Below are 17,875 nucleotides of genomic sequence, written 5' to 3' on the forward strand. Positions count from 1 at the left end.
TTTGATACCGCTCGGATAGGTGGCGGTTTTACTCGTCCTGGCATTTATAAATCGCCTCCAGGATATGCGATTATGTCAAAAGTTAAGTGAAACTTTTTCATACCCACTTATGATACACTAAATTCCCAGCTTTGTCAATGATTTAAGAAAGTTTTTCTACAATTATATTAAGTATTTCATCATACTCTATGAGTCCCTTTTTAATTATTTCTACAGAGATTGCATTTTCTTTTAGAATACTTTTATAGGAAGCTTTGTCTTCACTTTCTATATCTCTATAAACATGGTTTCCAGCAAGGATTAAGAAAGGTATTATCCTTATCTTTTTTATATCCTTTTTCTTAAACTCACTTATTAAATAATCCTTATTATTGTCTTCAAAAGTTGAAAAATAGAGCTTATCAGACTGATTATCAATCTTTTTTTTGAAGTTTTCAAATTGATTCAAATCTTTTTTTGGACTTCCATGAGCTATTATTAAGCTTTCCTTGTTCTCACTAATTTCTTCAATTAATTTTAAGATTTTTTTATCACAGAAGTCTTCTTCAAGCAGGGCCTTAGTGAAGGTAAAGGTGAAAAATTCATCTTTATTTAGGCTGTGGGCAAGCTTTATTAGCTTTTCATACTCTATACCCCTTACCACATAAAGCATCAAAAACTTAACTTCTCTAATATTTTTTTCCCTTAAATTTTTTAAGATATCTTCTAACTCTATTTTTAAGTCTTTATCTTTTATCTTTTTTCTTATACTATTTCCCGCAAGATAAGCCCCTATATAGCTTTTTGGATAAGTTTTCTTTATTTTCCTACTAACCCTTTCGATAAGCTCATATTGAAGATTTAATCTTGATGTTCCATGATTAACTATAATCGTTGCAAAATCCATAAAATATCTCTTTTCTTTTACTTGATTTTACTCCTCTTTGTTATTTTTTCAACGATTAGTGTAAGAGCTATAGTTATAAGAATACTTAAGAAAGTTGCTCCTATTATAACATCAGTATTTAAAAGTATCCTATAGATTATAAATCCTATTATCCAAATTATAATATTTTTAAGATAAAAGTCCTCACCTGTCCTATCGATTTTTATTATAAAAAAGTCCGCAATTAAAATTGCAATCATAGGTGCAAAAACTGAGCCTATAAAATATAGAAAATCAGTAATATCATCCATTGGAAAGATAATTGCTCCAATAGTTCCTATAATTGTAACAAGGATACCACATTTTTTAATATCTATATTTTTATTTAAGGAGTTTGCAGAAACTCCTGCTGAGTAGGCATCAAGGAAGGTTGTAGTTACTGTTGATAGGACAATTATTAAAAGTCTCAAAACTCCCATACCTGATTTTAACATAATCTCTCCAATATCATTTGTTCCTGCAAAAAGTGATGCAGAAAGTCCTATAGTATACATAAAAAATGAAACTATACCATAGGCGAGGACTGAGGCTAATGATGATTTTTTATAATTGTCATAGTCTTTGGAGTAGTCTGCTATAAGTGGAATCCATGATAGAGGCATAGCTATAGAAAGCTCGACCCCATTTCCAAATGATAGTTCATCTCCACTTATACCAAGACTTGCGCCTCTATTTTTAAAGATTACAAAGGCAAGTACAAGACTTAGAACAAATAAAAGTGTCATAGATATCTTATTTACAGGTCCAAGATTTTTAATACCTATGAATATCCAAAAGATAATTAAAAACCCTATTACTAAAGACCATATCCAATTTCCTATATTAAAAATATTTCCAGCTGCTATAGCTCCATCATAGATCATAATTCCAGTCCATGCTACAAGCTGGATTATATTTATTATTGCAAATATAGCAAAACCCTTACTTCCAAAAGAGTATTTCACACTCTCCATAGCAGACATATTTAATCTTGCTCCAATTATTGCAGCCAGATAAAGCAAAAAACAGCCAAAAATGTGGCCAATAATAATAGCCGCCATAGCTTTAGTAAAGCCTAAGGAAGAAAAATATGTTCCCGTGATAATTTCAGCAATTGATACTGCAGCCCCAAACCATATTAGGCTATCTTCTAAAACTTCTTGTTTTTTCATCTATTTTCTCCCAGCTTTTTATACTTGTCTTTTATATCAAAAGCATGGTTCATAGGACCAGACCCTTTTCCCAGATTGAGACCATCTTTTAAGGCAGCTGATAAAAAGTCCTTAGCCATTTTTATAGCTTCCTCCATAGAAAAACCCTTTGAAAGATTTGCTGCAATTGCAGATGATAGGGTACAACCTGTTCCGTGGGTATTGGGATTGTCTATTCTTTCTCCCTTAAACCAAACACCTTTTCCCTCACTATATAAATAATCATTGGCATCATTTAGCTTATGCCCTCCCTTAATAAGGGTTTTACATGAAAACTTTTCAGAGATAATTTTTGCCGCATCCTCCATATCATATATAGACTTAATTTCTATACCTGATAAAATCTCGGCTTCTGGAATATTGGGTGTAAGCAAATCTGCCAATGGTAAGAGCTTTTGCATCAATGTTTCAATTGAATCATCTAATAAAAGCTTTGAACCACTAGTTGCAACCATTACAGGATCCACAACTATGTTTTTGGTCTTTCTTTCTTTTAGGCAATCTGCTATAACCTCAATCAAAGCCTTGCTTGATACCATGCCTATCTTTACGCTATCTGGATATATATCATCGAAGATTGCATCAAGTTGGGCTTTTAAAAATTCAGGACTTGATTCTAATATATCATATACTCCTGTTGTGTTTTGAGCAGTCAAGGCTGTTATGGCACTTTCTGCATACACTCCATTTAATGTCATTGTCTTAATATCCGCTTGGATACCAGCGCCTGCCGACGAGTCACTACCCGCTATGGTTAATGCTATTTTCATTAAAAACTTCCTTTCTTAGCACTTTTCTTAAGCGATATAAAGTGGTCTGCCCGATATACCGCTATCGTTACAAATACTCAAAGGAAGTTACAAACTCAGAATAAAAAAGGTAAATAAAAAAGGAAATAGCAAAAGGCCATTTCCTTATAAATTCAATAAATGAAATATTCCCTACGCCAGCATTACCTGGATCAGGTAAGGTCGAAGATTTATCTTCCTCTCAGATCTTTTTAGAACTCCCTTTGTCACTTTTATAATAAATTAAAATGAAGTTCTTGTCAATTTTGAAAGTTTATAGTCTTTTAGAAAAAAAATTGTCTTTCTATTATAAGATTGCTATAATAGATTAAAATTACATTCTTTATATAAAACATTATTATGTCAATGTTTCCAAGTATAAACTTACTCAATTATAAAAAAATATACAAAAAAACTTGACATTTTTAAACATAGATATTATTATATGTATTAACATTTGAATTTAAAAATTATCAGAAAAAACGAGTAGGATTATAAAGATTTAAAGAGAGTAAGCGGCTGGTGTGAGCTTATAGTTGATATAATTTGAATATCCTTTTTCTTATGCAAGTCTGAAAATAAGTAAGATTTGTCGCTATGGTTGGCGTTATCTAAACCCGGCATTGTTAGATGCTTGAGAGCTTATTTTTGTATAAGAAAAAAGGTGGTACCGCGATAATTTCGTCCTTTGTCAATAAGACAAAGGACTTTTTTTATTGAAAATTTTATAAATGTTAAAGAATAATGAGAATTAAGTAATTAAAAAGAGGTGATTAAATGAAGGTGAAGGGTGCTGAAATAATTGTAAAAACACTTATAGACGAAGGAGTTGATATTATCTTCGGCTATCCTGGTGGGGCTGTAATTCAAATCTTTGATGCACTTTACGACTATGAAGATAAACTCAGGCTTATAAGGACAAGTCATGAACAAGGTGCAGTCCATGCAGCCGATGGATATGCAAGATCTAGCGGAAAAACTGGAGTAGTTATTGCGACATCTGGGCCTGGTGCAACCAATATTGTGACAGGTCTTGCGACTGCCTTTATGGATTCCATTCCCTTAGTTTGTATAACAGGCAACGCAAATAGAAAACTTATTGGAAAAGACTCTTTTCAAGAAATTGACATAATGGGTATAACTATGCCCATTACCAAGCACAATTTCGTAGTAAGGGATATAAGAGATCTTCAAAATACTCTAAAAAGAGCTTTTTTAATAGCCCAATCTGGAAGAAAGGGACCAGTTCTTGTTGATATACCTAGTGATATTACAGGAGATTTTATTGAATATGTAAAAAAAGATATCTTTAGAAAAGAGAGAAATTTTGAAGTTTCAGATAATGATATAAAAAAAATCGCATCCTACATTAATAATGCAAAAAGACCAATTATATATTCAGGAGGAGGAGTCACTTCGTCAGAAAGCTTTAAAGAGTTAAGACAGTTAATCCATAAGTCTCAAATTCCAGCTTGTAATACTATCATGGGTATAGGAGTTTTAGGATATGAAGATGAACTAAATCTTGGAATGGTTGGTATGCATGGAAAATATTCCACAAATAACGCTATAGACGAATGTGACCTTTTAATAGCTTGTGGAGTAAGATTTTCTGACAGAGTCGCTCTAAATACAAAGAAGTTTGCCAAAGATGCTAAAATTATTCATATTGATATAGATAAGTCAGAAATTGATAAGAATATCTTTGTTGATTTTGGTCTAGTAGGAGATGTAAAAGAAATTTTAAATAAACTTTTACCTTGTGTAGAAAAAAGAGAAAGAAAGGATTGGATTTCAAGGATAAATGATTTGAGAAAAAAAGACTTTAAAGCAGAAGATTCAAAAGAATTATTAAAACCACATCAAGTTATAAAACACATATCTAACACTTTGGGTGATGACTTAATCTTTGTTACAGATGTTGGTCAGCATCAAATGTGGACAGCCCAATATTGTGGAAGAACAAAGCCTAGATCATTTTTAACGAGTGGAGGACTTGGAACTATGGGATTTGGTTATGGAGCCGCCATGGGAGCAAAACTAGCCAATCCTAACAGACCTGTAGTTTTAATTACAGGTGATGGATCCTTTAATATGAACTTTAATGAAGTTTTAACGGCAGTCAATGAAAATATAAAGGTCATAACTGTAGTCATGAATAACAATACCCTAGGAATGGTAAGGCAATGGCAACACCTTCTTTATAAGGATAGGTTCTCAAAAACCAATATTGAAAGTAAACTTAACTATGTGATTCTTGCCCAAGCCATGGGCGCAAAAGGATTTAGTGCTTGTACTATAAAGGAATTTAAGGATTGCTTTGATAAGGCCATAAAAATAGATGGCCCATCTATCATAGAGGTAAAGATTAACACAAATGAATTAGTCCTTCCTATGATACCAGCTGGCGGATCAGTTGATGATGTAATAATGGAGTAAAAAGTGAAAAAATTAAGTACTATAAATGTTTTAGTGGAAAACAATGCTGGTATACTTACGAGAATTTCTTCGATTTTTTCAAGAAGAGGATACAATATAGAAAGCATAAATGCAGCTGTAAATGGTAAAGGTAACAAGACAAGGATTATCGCGACCATATCTGAAGAAGAAGAGCTTGTAAGGCAGGTTGTAAAGCAAATTGAGAAGCTTGAAGATGTAATAAATCTTGAGATAATGGATGATAAAAACTTTATTTCAAGAGAAATGCTAATTGTTAGGCTAAAGATACATAAAAAAGACTATTTGGAATTAAATGCCCTAACAAATCTATATAAGGCAAATATAATTGACTATTCTAAAGAAGACCTCTATTTAGAGCTTACTGGAGATAGGGATAAGGTTAATGATTTTTTAGCAATAGTTTCAAAATACCAAATAGAAGATGTAACTAGAACTGGAATAACAGGGATAAAAAAATATTAAATTTAAGGAGTAAAAAATGATAAAAAAATACTATGACAAGGATTGTAATATAAACCTACTTAAGGAAAAAACTGTAGCTGTAATAGGATTTGGTTCACAAGGTCATGCCCACGCCCTCAACTTAAAAGAATCTGGTATAGATGTCCTTGTAGGACTTAGAAAGGACTCAAAATCTTGGAAAAAAGCAGAAGGCTTTGGACTTAGAGTTTATGAAGTAAGTGAAGCTAGCCAAAAAGCAAATGTGGTAATGATGCTTGTACCAGATGAAGTATCTGCAGACATATACAACAGTGAAGTTGCCCCTTACATGAAAAAAGGTGACACTTTGATGTATGCTCATGGATTTAATATCCACTACTGCCTAGTAAAACCTGCTGAAGGTATTGATGTGGCAATGGTCGCTCCAAAAGGACCAGGTCACACTGTAAGAAGTCAATTTGTTAAAGGTAATGGTGTTCCTTCTCTTGTAGCAGTCTATAAAGATTATTCTGGTAAGGCAAAGGATCTTGCCCTAGCCTATGCCTCTGCTATAGGTGCAGGTAGAGCAGGTATTCTTGAAACAACTTTCAAAGAAGAAACTGAAACTGACCTTTTTGGAGAACAAGCAGTTTTGTGTGGTGGTATCTGTGAACTTATGACAGCAGGTTTTGAAACCTTGGTTGAAGCAGGATATGAAGCAGAAATGGCATACTTTGAATGTATTCACGAAATGAAACTTATAGTTGATATGATTGTTGAAGGTGGTTTTTCAAATATGAGAAACTCCATCTCAAATACTGCAGAATATGGTGACTACTATGCTGGCAAGAAAATAATAGGAAAAGAAACAAGAGATGCTATGAAAAATATCCTAGAAGATATCCAGTCAGGTGCCTTTGCAAGTCAATTCATGCAAGAATTCTCATCAGGAAGAAAGATAGAATTTCTTACAACTAGAAGAAGAAAAAAAGAACATCAATTAGAAGAAGTCGGAAAAGATCTGAGATCTATGATGACTTGGCTTAATAAAAAGGAGAACTAATGAAATTAAATAGTGATAAAGTACTAAGGGGAAGCGAAAGAGCTCCAAATAGATCGCTTTTTTATGCCCTAGGCTATAGCAAAGAACAGCTTAATAGACCTTTGGTTGGAATAATATCAGCCTATAGTGAAATTGTTCCAGGTCATATGTACCTAGATAAGGTAGCTGACTCTGTAAAAGCCGGAGTTTTAATGAATGGAGGAACACCTATAACTATTCCTTCAATTGGAGTTTGTGATGGTATTGCAATGGGTCATATAGGTATGAAATATTCCCTTCCAAGTAGGGAAATTATAGCGGATAGCGTTGAAACTATGGCAATAGCCCATGGACTTGATGCTCTAGTGCTTGTTCCAAATTGTGATAAGATTGTTCCTGGCATGATAATGGGAGCTTTAAGGCTTAACCTACCTACAATTCTTGTAAGTGGTGGTCCTATGCTAAGTGGAAAAAATAAAGGTAAGGAACTTTCCCTATCATCAGTTTTTGAAGCTGTAGGAGCAAATAAGGCTAATCTAATAAATGATGAACAACTTTATGAGATTGAAAAGTCAGTATGCCCTACTTGTGGATCTTGTGCTGGAATGTATACTGCAAATTCTATGAACTGCCTATCAGAAGCCATAGGTCTAGCCTTGCCTGGAAATGGAACAACTCCTGCTGTTTATTCTGAAAGATATAGGCTTGCTAAAGAATCTGGCTTTCAAATAATGGAACTTTTAAAAAATGACATTAGGATAAATGATATAATAACAGAAAAGTCAGTTAAAAATGCCATAGCATGTGATATGGCTTTGGGTTGTTCTACAAACACAGTTCTTCATCTATTAGCCATAGCTAGTGAAAGAGGACTTGATATAGACCTAGATATATTCAATAAAATAAGCGAGAAAGTGCCTAATCTTTGCCACCTTGCTCCAGCAGGTCCTCACCACATGGAAGACTTATATCTAAGTGGTGGAATAGGAGCTGTTGAAAAAGAGATCTCTAAAAAAGGATTAATCGATTTAAGTCTTATTACTGTAAGTGGGAAAAGTGTAGGAGAAAATATCAAAAATATTGAAAATAAAAATAATGAAGTTATAAGAGATATTGAAAACCCGTACTCTAAAGTTGGAGGACTTGCAATTCTTTTTGGAAATATAGCCACTAAGGGTGCAGTTGTTAAAAGATCTGCTGTAGATGAGTCTATGCTCAAACACACTGGTCCTGCAAGAGTATATAATTCAGAAGATGATGCCATAAAAGCAATTTATAACTCTCAAATAAAGCCTGGAGATATTGTTATTATAAGGTATGAAGGTCCAAAAGGTGGCCCTGGTATGAGAGAGATGCTTAACCCTACATCTGCCCTTGCTGGAATGGGACTTGATAAAAGTGTCGCGCTTATAACTGACGGAAGATTCTCTGGAGCATCTAGAGGTGCCTCCATAGGTCATGTATCACCAGAAGCAGCACTAGGTGGACCTATAGGCATTATAGAAGATGGTGATATTATAGAGATAGATATACCATCTTATTCTATAAATTTAAAAATAAGTGATGAAGAATTTAAAGAAAGAATTGATAAATTCATACCTCTTGAAATAAACAAAGTAAATGGTTGGTTAAATAGGTATAGAAGACTTGTAACAAGCTCAGATAAGGGAGCTATTTTAAAATAATTTTATCAAATTTTTCCTTTATTAAGTCCATTTTAAATTTTTATTTAAAATAATAAATTAAATCTACGACTAATGTATAAATGAATTTTGCCTTATAAAAATCATCTAATCTATACCAATAAAACCCACATTAAGCGAAAATTTCCTTATTGTGGGTTTATTTTCTTATTTATCCTTCAAATACCTGTAAGTAGATGGATATAAAAGTAAAAGCACTGGGAATATTTCAAGTCTTCCCAAAAGCATAGCTAAGGTTAAGACAAATTTTGAAAGTTGTGACATTTGTGCAAATGTTTCAATTGGCCCAAAAGCTCCAAGACCTGGACCTACGTTATTAAAAGTTGTAGCAACTGCTGCAAAGGCCGTTTCAAAGTCATTCATATCTATAGACACAATCATAAAAAAAATTATAAAAATTAAAATATATATAACTAAATACTTTGATACTGATTTTTCAGTCTTTTCATCAACTCTCTTTCCATCAAGTCTATTTATGGTTATTTTCTTAGGATTCATTGCTTCTCTTATTTGGTTTATACCACCTTTTATTAGGATAACAAATCTAGATACCTTAAGTCCACCTGCAGTTGAACCTGCACATCCTCCTATAAACATTAGAAGAATTAAAATAGACTTAGAAAAAAGTGGCCATTTTCCAAAGTCTGCTGATACATAACCTGTTGTGGTTATTATAGATGAAACTGAGAAAAATGAATTTACCAAAGAATATATTACATCCTTGTACATAGATAGGATATTTATAAATACAAGCACACTTGATATTAGGATTATACCTACATACCATTTTAATTCCTCACTATCAATAGCAACTCTTAGGTTTTTTGTTATGGCATAAAAATAAATATTGAAGTTTACACCAAATACTGCCATCATAATTCCTAAAATAAATTCTATATATCTAGAATTATAGGCTCCTATTGATATACCCTTACTCGAAAATCCACCAGTCCCAGCTGTCCCAAAAGCGTGAACAATAGAGTCAAAAAGATTCATTCTTCCCAACATAAGTAAGATAATAGTAAGTATGGTTAAGATTATATACATAAGGTAGAGGTTTCTTGCTGTGTCTGAAAGTCTTGGTGTAATCTTTCCAAAGCTTGGACCGGGAACCTCACTTTTCATTAGTAGAGATGATTCCTTGTTGGAATTTGGAAGAATTGCTATGGTAAATACAAGTATACCCATACCCCCTATAAAGTGAGAAAATGACCTCCAAAATATTATAGAATGAGGTAAATCTTCTACATTAAAGGCAACCGATGCTCCTGATGTTGTAAAACCTGATACCATTTCAAAAAATGCATCTATATATGATGGGTAATTTGACTTTGTAAGAAATAAGGGAATTGCCCCTATAAGTGAAAATATAAGCCAAGTTGATGCTGTTATAAACATAGCCTCTTTTGTATAGATGTGACTTTTATTATCTCCAAGTTTTGATAGTAACATACCTAGTATTATAGATATTATAATTGGTAGTATAAAATTTATCTTATCAGCTATTGATTCTTTATAAATAAAAGAAACTATTAATGGGAATACCAACAAGCCTGCCAAAACCAAAAGAAGCTTTCCTATAGAATATTTGACAATTTTTAAGTTCATAATTACTCCAATATATCGTCTATTTCTGTAAAGTCCTTGTGCTTGGTTATAACCATAACTCTATCACCAAGTTTTATTACAGATTCTCCATTTGCAACCTCGATTTTTCCACCCAAATCTTTTCTAGATATGCATACTATGAGGGTATTAGACTTAAGGTTTAAATCTTTAAGTCTAATACCTGTTAGCTTAGAATTTTCTATAACTGTAAAATCAATTGCTTCAACCCTATCATCAGATAGCCTATAAAGGTTTGATATAGACTCTCCCCTTGAATTTTCCTTACTTCTTAGGAGTCTTGATACATAAAAAGAAGCAGATTTTTTAGGTGTTACTGTAGTATCTACATCGAGTATCCCAGTTATCCTCAATAGTTGGGTTCTATTAACCTTAGCTATAGTTTTTTCTATACCACATTTTTTGGCAAGTAAGGAGATAAGAATATTCTCCTCATCAATGCCTGTAAGAGAAACCACTGCATCATAGTTTTCAACCCCTACCTCATCTAGGATTTCTGGATCTGTTCCATCTGCATTTATAACATCGCAATCAGGAACAGACTCAGAAAATTCAATAGCCTTTTTCTTATTATTTTCAAGAACTGTTACAGCAAAGTTTCTCTTTAGTAGAAGTTTTGTAAGATAAATGGCAATAGAGCCTCCACCTATTATTAGAACATCCTTTATATTTTTTTTAGAGTCAACTTGACTTTTATAAAACTTATCTATATCCTCCCTAGGACCTGCTACATAGATTTTCTCTCCAACCTCTAATATATGGCTACCATTTGGTATAACAACTTGATCATCTTTTTCCCCAATAGCTATTATAATATTTCCCAAAAGTCCTTCTTTATTCAAGTCCATTAAAGACTTATTGATAAGTTTGGAATTTCTATCTAATTCAAGCTCTATAAGTATGACTTTTGAATTAAGGAAATTTTCGACATTTACCGCATAGGTATATTTTAAGGTTCTTTGAATCTCTTTTGCTGCAAAAAACTCAGGATTTACTAACCTATCAACTTCCATTGCCTTTCTCATAAATTCTTGATCTTTTATATATCTTGGATCACGGAGTCTTACAATAGTAGACCTTGCTCCTTTTCTCTTAGCCATAATTGATGATATAAGGTTTACATCATCATCAAATGTCATAGCTATAAAGACATCACATTTATCGACATTAGCCTCATCTAATACATCAAGGTCTCTACAATCTCCCAGAATTCCCATAACATCATTTTGAGAAAGAAGTCTTTCTAGTACATCTTGATCTTTATCTATAACTAAAATATTGTGTCCTTCATCAGATAATTGACTTGTAAGGTAAGAACCTACCTTACCAGCACCCACAATAATAATATTCATAATCCCTCCTAAAGATACTATCTTTATATGTTCTTATTGTATAATATCTTAAGTAAAAATCAAAGTAATAAAGTCTGATCAGATATATGATACAGGTTGGGCAAAATATTTTTTAAATATAATAAGTTACTTTAAAAAACTTTTTCAAAAAAACTATTTTAGTATATGATTGTCTTTTTTTAAAAATTTAATTACTTTCCAGATGTTTGTCTAAGTAATCTAACCTATCTCTTGAATCACAAATCACCTTAGATAGTATATCTGCTTTTTCTTCATAATGTTTGGCTAAACCATATTTATCAATCTTATAATATATTTTAGATAATATATGAAACAAAAGATCTAAATATTTCATATCAAACAATCTTTTAGAATTATCAATTCCCTTTATTGTATATTCTAAGGATTTTTCATAATTTTTACTCATGTAATTATTAATAGCTAAAATATACATTAAATAATTTGATGTAACAGAATCATCTCCTAAAATATCATATACAAAACATAAAATCTCATTAGATTTGTTAATATTATAATTCATTTTTGTCATTAAATCTGCTATCTTAATTAGAACATGCAGTGATCTTTGATTATAATTAAAACTTTCAAACTTATTTATATCGTAATTCTTAATATATATTTCAATAGATTCTTCATATTTAACTAAAGCAAGTTTATATTCTTTTTCACACAACTCTAAAAATAAGGCTTCATAAAATTTTAAATTAGCATTAATCTCTACTTGTATATAAGGTGCAAACTTATCAAGGTCAATAGATTTCACATTTTCATAGATATCTGATACTTTTTTTAAATAGTTACAATTTAAATTATAGTTTAATTCAATAAAAAGATTATTTATTTCATGCAATTTGGAGCCATTTGTATCTAAAAACAATTTTCTAACACTGATATTTAAGGCATCTAGTATATTTGCTAGGGTAGTTAATTTAGTATCTATTTTACCTTGCTCACATCTTCTTAAAGTTTGTTCACTAATATTTGAACTATCTGCTAATTCTTTTTGAGTCATATTTTGATATTTTCTAATATTTTTAATTTCTTTACCTATAAAACTATAATCGTTCATGATAATCTCCTTGTATTAAAAAAGAACTGCTATAAATATAACAGCTCTAATTATTAAAATATGGAAGCTTAAAATAGTGTATTATTCTACACCATCACAAGCATATCCAAATGCAGGTCCACATATTATTGAACATGCTACACCGAATACTGGAAACGCCGCTCCTACTCCTCCACAGAAGGTTGCACATGCTACGGCTCCTCCCAAATCACATACAAATTTTGGAAGAGAATATCTTATTTCTCTGAAATAAGATATATTATTATATGCAAAAAATTCATTTAGTTCTTCATTTTCATCTAGCTCAGCAGAAGCTACTGATAAAACGATTTTTTGATCAGGAATATATACTACTTGTGTAAATAATTTAGAATTGTTATTTTCATAGTAAATTGGTAATATGATAGCCTTATCATATTCTTTAGATTCAACTTTTACTGGTACTAATTTTGAATTATTAAATTCTTTGTAGTTATTCTTATCTATTTTATTAAGGTATCCACTATAAGATAACTCTTTATTTATTATTTCCCAATCATCATTACTCAAATCGTACTTTTCTGATTTATAATCTAAATTATTATCTTTTAATGTAGATTCAACTATTTCATCAAAAGTTTTACTCTCTTCACTAGCTAATGAAGGTCTAATACCACTTAAGATCATTAATATTGAAATTGAAACTGCTATCACTTTTTTTAACATATTGTTCTCCTATATACTTTTTAAGTAAGCTAATACTTGAATTATCAAAAATACTATTATGAGTATAATAATAAGATTTTTATTTTTAACCAGTATTTCATCTTCTAAATACTTTGTCCCAAACAAACCAATTACTGTAAATATAGCAAAGTAGATTATAGGTTTTATTAAATATTCGGTTTGAAATTTTTTTCCCATCAATACATAAAATAAAACGCTAATAAGTACAGCAACTATAGAACCAGCTAGCGGCAAGTAAGAAAAGTATTTTGATAAATTAGTATTTTTCTTATCCATCTTATCCTCCTTAAGCTTCCATAGAATAACCTAACTATCTTATGTTTAGTTTATAACACAATTCATTTTCATACAACTATCATTTGTGTATGTTTTTTCTAAGTTTATAATATTTACTAAGTAGATTTATAGAATATTATAAACTTAGCATTAATATTAGAAAAATTTGATAAAATTATTTAAGTTATTATTAAAGTAAAAAAAATGAATTCTTATACCCTATCCCTTAATAGGAATAAGGCTATAATATTTGGTATTACCATAAGGGAGTTAAAAAGGTCTGATAAATTCCATACAAGGTTAATTTTAAGAAAAGAACCTGTAATTATAAAGGATATGAATATAGCCCTAAATATATTGATGTTTTTTTCACCAAATAAAAATTTATAGTTACTCTCTGCGAAATAATACCAAGCTACAATTGTTGTAAAGGCAAAAAATGTAAGTGCTATGGCAAGCATTACCTTTCCAAAGGGTCCAAAACTCAATTCAAAAGCCCTTTGAGTAAGGACAGCTCCATTTAAATCTTCTTTATATACTCCTGTAACTAATATTATTAAAGCAGTTGCTGAACAGATTATTATAGTATCAACAAAAACACCAAACATAGCGATATAACCTTGACTATAAGCGTTTTTTGCATTGGCAGATCCATGAGCATGGGCTGTAGTTCCCATACCAGCTTCATTTGAAAAAAGTCCCCTAGCAACCCCAATAGAGATTGCCTTTTTCATAGAAATTCCCATAAGTCCACCCAAAGCTTGTTTATATCCAAAAGCTGAGGTGAAAATAAGCTTAAATGAAGGCAGGATATTTTCCTTATACTTAAAGAGTATTATGATAGAAAATACTATATACAAAATAGCCATAAAAGGAACTAAAAGTTGGGCAAAATTTGATATTCTATTAATTCCACCTATAAGGACAACAAAAGAGACTATGGCTATAAGAATCCCAATTAAAATCAAAGGGATATTATTATTTATAGCATGGATAGATGAAGCTATAGAATTTGCTTGTGTCATATTTCCAAAAAATCCTAAGGCTATTATTAATAAAATTGAAAAAGACCTTGATAGTAACTTAGCCAATCTCTTATTTTTTATACCTTTCATTATGTAATATGAAGGACCACCAATTAAGCTTCCATCTGGAAGTTTTTCATTAAACTTTTGGGATAGGACACTTTCAGCATAAATCGTAGCCATACCAAAAATAGACATTACCCACATCCAAAATATAGACCCCGGCCCTCCTGTTACAATGCAAGTTGCAACACCTGCTATATTTCCTGTCCCAACCTGACCTGCTATAGCAACCGAAAGGGCCTTAACAGGTGAAATTCCTTCATCATTTTGTCGAAACATTCCACCAAAAGCTTCGATAAAAGCTGTCTTAAATTTTCTAAATTGAACAAATCTTGTTTTGAAAGTGAAGTAAATTCCTATAGAAGATAGAAATAAAACCAAAATCCAATCTCTTACAAAGGAATTTAAAATTCCAACAATATTATTTAAGTTTTCCATTATTTTCTCCTAATATTAAATATGTTTAAATTTTATCATAAATAGTATGTCATGTTAAATTAATTTAATTATTAACGTTTAAAATTAAAAATAACTTAAATAATGTTAAATATTAGTAATATTTTTAAAATTACAAAGATAAAATATATTAGCAAAAGATAATAAGCTAATATAAAATTTATATTGATTCAGTTATTCATCTAAATCTTATTTTCCTAAAATCTATATCATGATTTTTAGTAAAATTTCTAATCTTTTCATCTAAGAGAAATTATTCATTGCAAATTTTATATATTTGCCATTATAAAAAATATAAAATATTTCATTAAGTTGCAAAGTACTGATTTTAAATACTTATATATTCAAAACTATTGTAGAATTTGAATTATTACATATAAAAAACACCAATCAAAAATGATTGATGTTAGTATGGTGGGCCTCCAGGGACTCGAACCCTGGACCTACCGGTTATGAGCCGGGCGCTCTAACCGACTGAGCTAGAGGCCCAAATAAATCTATAAGATTCATTTATGGTGGACCTGAGTAGACTCGAACTACCGACCTCACGCTTATCAGGCGTGCGCTCTAACCTGCTGAGCTACAGGTCCATATTAAAATATAAAATGGCAGGGGTTACAGGACTTGAACCCGTGACATCCGGTTTTGGAGACCGACGTTCTACCAACTGAACTAAACCCCTACTTAAACTCCCATTATCCTTAAGATTACATAAAGAGTTTTCCAGAAGCCGAGTAGGCTTGTTTGGTGCCCAGAGGCGGAATCGAACCACCGACACGGGGATTTTCAGTCCCCTGCTCTACCGACTGAGCTATCTGGGCATATGGCGGAGAAGGAGGGATTTGAACCCTCGCATCCCTTTTGAAAGGATCTACTCCCTTAGCAGGGGAGCCTCTTCAGCCACTTGAGTACTTCTCCAAAAGCCAATTAAGGCTTAAAATATTGGCGGAGAGGAAGGGATTCGAACCCTTGTGAGCCGTAAGACTCTAACGGTTTTCAAGACCGCCCCGTTATGACCGCTTCGGTACCTCTCCATATTTTGGTGACCCATCGGAGATTCGAACTCCGGACACCTTGATTAAAAGTCAAGTGCTCTACCGACTGAGCTAATGGATCAATCTAGAAATACAGTGGCTAAAGATTGCCTTTATCGCCTATTTAGCTTTGCCAGTATAACCACTAAACTAATTACATATTATAAAAAATGTTAATGGTGACCCATCGGAGATTCGAACTCCGGACACCTTGATTAAAAGTCAAGTGCTCTACCGACTGAGCTAATGGATCATATGGCTGGGATAGCAGGACTCGAACCTACGCATACCAGAGTCAAAGTCTGGTGCCTTACCGACTTGGCTATATCCCAACATGTGGCGCGCCTGGGAGGATTCGAACCTCCGACACACGGATTAGAAGTCCGTTGCTCTATCCAACTGAGCTACAGGCGCATATGGAGCGGGTGAAGGGAATCGGACCCTCGCAACCAGCTTGGAAGGCTGGGGCTCTACCACTGAGCTACACCCGCAAATTGGTGGGGAAGAGCGGATTCGAACCACTGAAAGCAAAGCTAACGGATTTACAGTCCGTCCCATTTGGCCAACTCTGGAACTTCCCCAAAATTTGTATTTCTTAAAAATAAGTAAATATAATGGTTTACACCATTTTTTATTTTATTGAATCACAATAAAATTGGAGCTGATGATAGGACTTGAACCTACAACCTATTGATTACAAATCAATTGCTCTACCAATTGAGCTACATCAGCACATTGGATCTCTTTTGAAATCCAAAGGCTTTATCCTTTTGTAGCAATAAATGCTTAAAGGACTTTTGGCGACTTAGATGGGACTCGAACCCACGACCTCCGCCGTGACAGGGCGGCATTCTAACCAGCTGAACTACTAAGCCAGAAAATCTAGTTTTGCTAAATTTGTACTCCGCTCGAATCTTCTCAGAACCGGACGGCTTGTTTAATGGTGGAAGTAACAGGGCTCGAACCTGTGACCCCCTGCTTGTAAGGCAGATGCTCTCCCAACTGAGCTATACTTCCAAAAAATTATCAAAAATCTAATACATGATTTTAATTAATAAACTAGAATTGATAAATTTAAAAATGGTGACCCTACCGGGATTCGAACCCGGGATACCACCGTGAAAGGGTGGTGTCTTAACCGCTTGACCATAGGGCCTTATTATATTTAGAGTAATTAATTGGTTGCGGGAGTAGGATTTGAACCTACGACCTCCGGGTTATGAGCCCGACGAGCCACCAAGCTGCTCCATCCCGCGATATTGGTGCCGAGAATCGGAATCGAACCGATACGGTGTTTGACCACCGCAGGATTTTAAGTCCTGTGCGTCTGCCAGTTCCGCCACCCCGGCTTATCTCGCTAAGCGAGTGCTCCGCACGAATCCTTCAGGAACCGGACGGGTTTTAAATGGCGCTCAGGGTGGGGCTCGAACCCACAACCTACCGGTTAACAGCCGGGTGCTCCACCATTGAGCTACCTAAGCACATGCAATATATATAATTATAAAATATGTATTGACTTTTGTCAAATTATCTTATGGGTTTTTGTGAAGAATTATTCTTCACAAAAACTTCTAAGTTTGGCAACTTCCTAATCTCCCGGGAGGTCTCCCTCCGAGTACCATCGGCGTTAGAAGGCTTAACTTCTGTGTTCGGTATGGATACAGGTGTATCCCTTCTGCTTTTGTCACCATATTTTCTT

13 protein-coding genes, 19 tRNA genes, 1 rRNA gene, 1 riboswitch and 1 other annotated feature are annotated in these 17,875 nt (G+C 32.9%); of the genes, 4 read left to right on the forward strand and 29 right to left on the reverse strand.

Features of this window, described 5'->3' with window-relative positions:
• Positions 1-142: 142 nt before the first annotated feature.
• The 3 genes from HV819_RS09030 to thiD are packed head-to-tail and all read right to left on the reverse strand — an operon-like array spanning position 143 to position 2,885.
• The gene (locus HV819_RS09030; protein ID WP_154540853.1) at positions 143-886 is read right to left on the reverse strand and encodes a sirohydrochlorin cobaltochelatase; all 744 of its coding nucleotides are present in this window, start codon (positions 884-886) and stop codon (positions 143-145) included.
• 17 nt (positions 887-903) lie between these two features.
• Positions 904-2,076, reverse strand: a complete 1,173-nt coding sequence (cytX, locus tag HV819_RS09035; protein ID WP_176270027.1) for a putative hydroxymethylpyrimidine transporter CytX — start codon at positions 2,074-2,076, stop codon at positions 904-906.
• Positions 2,073-2,885, reverse strand: coding sequence for a bifunctional hydroxymethylpyrimidine kinase/phosphomethylpyrimidine kinase (gene thiD / locus HV819_RS09040; RefSeq protein ID WP_176270028.1), 813 nt, complete (start codon positions 2,883-2,885; stop codon positions 2,073-2,075). The genes cytX and thiD overlap by 4 nt, the downstream gene beginning before the upstream one ends.
• A gap of 150 nt (positions 2,886-3,035) precedes the next feature.
• Positions 3,036-3,138: riboswitch (TPP riboswitch) on the reverse strand.
• Positions 3,139-3,368: 230 nt separating this feature from the next.
• Positions 3,369-3,595, forward strand: a binding site (T-box leader).
• 85 nt (positions 3,596-3,680) lie between these two features.
• Here thiD and ilvB point away from each other — a divergent pair.
• Genes ilvB through ilvD form a run of 4 tightly spaced genes read left to right on the forward strand, consistent with a single transcriptional unit; the run spans position 3,681 to position 8,510 of the window.
• Entirely contained in the window at positions 3,681-5,342 is a 1,662-nt protein-coding gene (gene ilvB, locus HV819_RS09045; protein WP_176270029.1) for a biosynthetic-type acetolactate synthase large subunit, read from the forward strand.
• Between the two features lie 3 nt (positions 5,343-5,345).
• Complete coding sequence (gene ilvN, locus HV819_RS09050; protein WP_176270030.1) at positions 5,346-5,825, forward strand: acetolactate synthase small subunit; 480 nt, start codon at positions 5,346-5,348, stop codon at positions 5,823-5,825.
• A 16-nt stretch (positions 5,826-5,841) separates the two neighbouring features.
• On the forward strand, positions 5,842-6,846 hold the full coding sequence (gene ilvC / locus HV819_RS09055) for a ketol-acid reductoisomerase (protein ID WP_176270031.1): 1,005 nt from the start codon (positions 5,842-5,844) through the stop codon (positions 6,844-6,846).
• Entirely contained in the window at positions 6,846-8,510 is a 1,665-nt protein-coding gene (gene ilvD, locus HV819_RS09060) for a dihydroxy-acid dehydratase (RefSeq protein WP_176270032.1), read from the forward strand. Before ilvC ends, ilvD begins: the two co-directional genes overlap by 1 nt.
• Positions 8,511-8,675: 165 nt before the next feature.
• Here the strand turns inward: ilvD and HV819_RS09065 are convergent, their stop codons facing one another.
• The 26 genes from HV819_RS09065 to rrf form a co-directional block, all read right to left on the reverse strand.
• Positions 8,676-10,136: a TrkH family potassium uptake protein gene (locus HV819_RS09065; protein WP_154540841.1), complete on the reverse strand. Its 1,461-nt coding sequence runs from the start codon at positions 10,134-10,136 to the stop codon at positions 8,676-8,678.
• Positions 10,137-10,138: 2 nt separating this feature from the next.
• Complete coding sequence (trkA, locus tag HV819_RS09070) at positions 10,139-11,506, reverse strand: Trk system potassium transporter TrkA (protein WP_154540839.1); 1,368 nt, start codon at positions 11,504-11,506, stop codon at positions 10,139-10,141.
• A gap of 187 nt (positions 11,507-11,693) precedes the next feature.
• Positions 11,694-12,596, reverse strand: coding sequence for a helix-turn-helix domain-containing protein (locus HV819_RS09075; protein WP_154540837.1), 903 nt, complete (start codon positions 12,594-12,596; stop codon positions 11,694-11,696).
• An 81-nt stretch (positions 12,597-12,677) separates the two neighbouring features.
• Positions 12,678-13,301: a hypothetical protein gene (locus tag HV819_RS09080; RefSeq protein WP_154540835.1), complete on the reverse strand. Its 624-nt coding sequence runs from the start codon at positions 13,299-13,301 to the stop codon at positions 12,678-12,680.
• 9 nt (positions 13,302-13,310) lie between these two features.
• Positions 13,311-13,598 (reverse strand): hypothetical protein, encoded by a 288-nt coding sequence (locus HV819_RS09085; protein WP_176270033.1) that lies wholly within the window; start codon positions 13,596-13,598, stop codon positions 13,311-13,313.
• A gap of 212 nt (positions 13,599-13,810) precedes the next feature.
• A complete protein-coding gene (locus tag HV819_RS09090; protein WP_154540831.1) occupies positions 13,811-15,124 on the reverse strand; it encodes an alanine/glycine:cation symporter family protein in 1,314 nt (437 codons plus the stop codon).
• A 430-nt stretch (positions 15,125-15,554) separates the two neighbouring features.
• Positions 15,555-15,631, reverse strand: a tRNA-Ile gene (locus HV819_RS09095).
• Between the two features lie 24 nt (positions 15,632-15,655).
• Positions 15,656-15,732: transfer RNA gene (locus HV819_RS09100), tRNA-Ile, on the reverse strand.
• Between the two features lie 16 nt (positions 15,733-15,748).
• Positions 15,749-15,824, reverse strand: a tRNA-Trp gene (locus HV819_RS09105).
• Between the two features lie 63 nt (positions 15,825-15,887).
• Positions 15,888-15,963 (reverse strand) — tRNA-Phe (locus tag HV819_RS09110).
• Positions 15,964-15,966: 3 nt separating this feature from the next.
• Positions 15,967-16,060, reverse strand: a tRNA-Ser gene (locus tag HV819_RS09115).
• A 25-nt stretch (positions 16,061-16,085) separates the two neighbouring features.
• Positions 16,086-16,176 (reverse strand) — tRNA-Ser (locus HV819_RS09120).
• Positions 16,177-16,182: 6 nt separating this feature from the next.
• A tRNA-Lys gene (locus HV819_RS09125) sits at positions 16,183-16,258 on the reverse strand.
• 95 nt (positions 16,259-16,353) lie between these two features.
• A tRNA-Lys gene (locus HV819_RS09130) sits at positions 16,354-16,429 on the reverse strand.
• A gap of 3 nt (positions 16,430-16,432) precedes the next feature.
• A tRNA-Gln gene (locus HV819_RS09135) sits at positions 16,433-16,508 on the reverse strand.
• Between the two features lie 5 nt (positions 16,509-16,513).
• Positions 16,514-16,590, reverse strand: a tRNA-Arg gene (locus HV819_RS09140).
• Positions 16,591-16,593: 3 nt separating this feature from the next.
• Positions 16,594-16,667: transfer RNA gene (locus tag HV819_RS09145), tRNA-Gly, on the reverse strand.
• A gap of 4 nt (positions 16,668-16,671) precedes the next feature.
• Positions 16,672-16,757 (reverse strand) — tRNA-Tyr (locus HV819_RS09150).
• Positions 16,758-16,832: 75 nt separating this feature from the next.
• Positions 16,833-16,908, reverse strand: a tRNA-Thr gene (locus tag HV819_RS09155).
• Between the two features lie 66 nt (positions 16,909-16,974).
• Positions 16,975-17,051 (reverse strand) — tRNA-Asp (locus HV819_RS09160).
• Between the two features lie 66 nt (positions 17,052-17,117).
• Positions 17,118-17,193, reverse strand: a tRNA-Val gene (locus tag HV819_RS09165).
• Positions 17,194-17,257: 64 nt separating this feature from the next.
• Positions 17,258-17,332: transfer RNA gene (locus HV819_RS09170), tRNA-Glu, on the reverse strand.
• A 23-nt stretch (positions 17,333-17,355) separates the two neighbouring features.
• A tRNA-Met gene (locus tag HV819_RS09175) sits at positions 17,356-17,432 on the reverse strand.
• Positions 17,433-17,436: 4 nt separating this feature from the next.
• Positions 17,437-17,525 (reverse strand) — tRNA-Leu (locus HV819_RS09180).
• A gap of 57 nt (positions 17,526-17,582) precedes the next feature.
• Positions 17,583-17,657, reverse strand: a tRNA-Asn gene (locus HV819_RS09185).
• Positions 17,658-17,751: 94 nt separating this feature from the next.
• Positions 17,752-17,868: ribosomal RNA gene (rrf, locus tag HV819_RS09190) — 5S ribosomal RNA — on the reverse strand.
• Positions 17,869-17,875 lie beyond the last annotated feature (7 nt).

The sequence above is a fragment of the Anaerococcus faecalis genome, assembly GCF_013371425.1.
In the GTDB taxonomy this organism is placed as follows: Bacteria; Bacillota; Clostridia; order Tissierellales; family Peptoniphilaceae; genus Anaerococcus; species Anaerococcus porci.

Excerpts from the sequence above, each read along its gene's own strand:
- ilvB (WP_176270029.1), top strand. The coding sequence starts at position 3,681 with ATGAAGGTGAAGGGTGCTGAAATAATTGTAAAAACACTTATAGACGAA.
- HV819_RS09065 (WP_154540841.1), bottom strand. The coding sequence starts at position 10,136 with ATGAACTTAAAAATTGTCAAATATTCTATAGGAAAGCTTCTTTTGGTT.
- HV819_RS09080 (WP_154540835.1), bottom strand. The coding sequence starts at position 13,301 with ATGTTAAAAAAAGTGATAGCAGTTTCAATTTCAATATTAATGATCTTA.
- ilvC (WP_176270031.1), top strand. The coding sequence starts at position 5,842 with ATGATAAAAAAATACTATGACAAGGATTGTAATATAAACCTACTTAAG.
- HV819_RS09075 (WP_154540837.1), bottom strand. The coding sequence starts at position 12,596 with ATGAACGATTATAGTTTTATAGGTAAAGAAATTAAAAATATTAGAAAA.
- HV819_RS09085 (WP_176270033.1), bottom strand. The coding sequence starts at position 13,598 with ATGGATAAGAAAAATACTAATTTATCAAAATACTTTTCTTACTTGCCG.
- HV819_RS09030 (WP_154540853.1), bottom strand. The coding sequence starts at position 886 with ATGGATTTTGCAACGATTATAGTTAATCATGGAACATCAAGATTAAAT.
- ilvD (WP_176270032.1), top strand. The coding sequence starts at position 6,846 with ATGAAATTAAATAGTGATAAAGTACTAAGGGGAAGCGAAAGAGCTCCA.
- HV819_RS09090 (WP_154540831.1), bottom strand. The coding sequence starts at position 15,124 with ATGGAAAACTTAAATAATATTGTTGGAATTTTAAATTCCTTTGTAAGA.
- cytX (WP_176270027.1), bottom strand. The coding sequence starts at position 2,076 with ATGAAAAAACAAGAAGTTTTAGAAGATAGCCTAATATGGTTTGGGGCT.
- thiD (WP_176270028.1), bottom strand. The coding sequence starts at position 2,885 with ATGAAAATAGCATTAACCATAGCGGGTAGTGACTCGTCGGCAGGCGCT.
- trkA (WP_154540839.1), bottom strand. The coding sequence starts at position 11,506 with ATGAATATTATTATTGTGGGTGCTGGTAAGGTAGGTTCTTACCTTACA.